The following is a 737-nucleotide window of genomic DNA, read 5'->3' as shown; positions in this document are numbered from 1 at the left end:
GATTTGACCCCCCGCAAATACTAGCCTTGAGCCATCCCAGGGACCTGTTCAGCCCGGTCAATGCGCCTCGGTGAAGGCCAGCTTGACGCCAATGGCCACCAGCACGGCGCCCATGGTCCGATCAAACCAGTGGCCCATGCGGGCGAAGCCTGCGCGCACCCGCGCCTGGCTGAACAGCATCGCCACCATGCAGAACCACGCCGCCGTGGCGATCGCCAGGTACACGCCGTAGCCGGCCTGGATCACCAGCGGCGTATGGGGATTGATCACCACGGTGAACAGCGACAGGAAAAACAGCGTTGCCTTGGGGTTCAGGCCATTGGTGACAAAGCCTGAGGTGAACGCACCGCGAGCGGTACGCTCGCCAGCCTCCTTGTGCAGGTTCTCTCCGCAAGCCTTGGCCGGTTGGGCGCGCAGGGCCTTGAAGCCGATGTATAGCAGGTACGCGGCGGCGGCCCACTTCAGCGCGTTGAACAGCACGATCGATTGCGACACGATCAGGCCGATGCCCAGCAACGAATACCCCACATGCAGGAAAATCGCCGTACCGACGCCCAGCGCCGTCCAGGTCCCGGCGCGGCGGCCATGGGTCACGCTTTCGCGCACCACCACGGCAAAGTCCGGACCGGGGCTGGCGACCGCCAGCAGGTGGATCAGGGCTACGGTGAGGAATTCGGTGAGGTACATGCTGGGCTCCTTGCGACATCTCTTGGTGAATCAAACCCCGTGGGGGGGGG

1 protein-coding gene is annotated in these 737 nt (G+C 64.5%); it reads right to left on the bottom strand.

Features of this window, described 5'->3' with window-relative positions:
* Nucleotides 1–57: 57 nt before the first annotated feature.
* Entirely contained in the window at nucleotides 58–687 is a 630-nt protein-coding gene (locus ACE04F_RS09260; protein WP_486106081.1) for a LysE family translocator, read from the bottom strand.
* Between the last annotated feature and the right edge of the window lie 50 nt (nucleotides 688–737).

Source organism: Pseudomonas sp. AGC41 (assembly GCF_057334555.1).
This window is presented reverse-complemented; position numbering and strand designations above follow the sequence as displayed.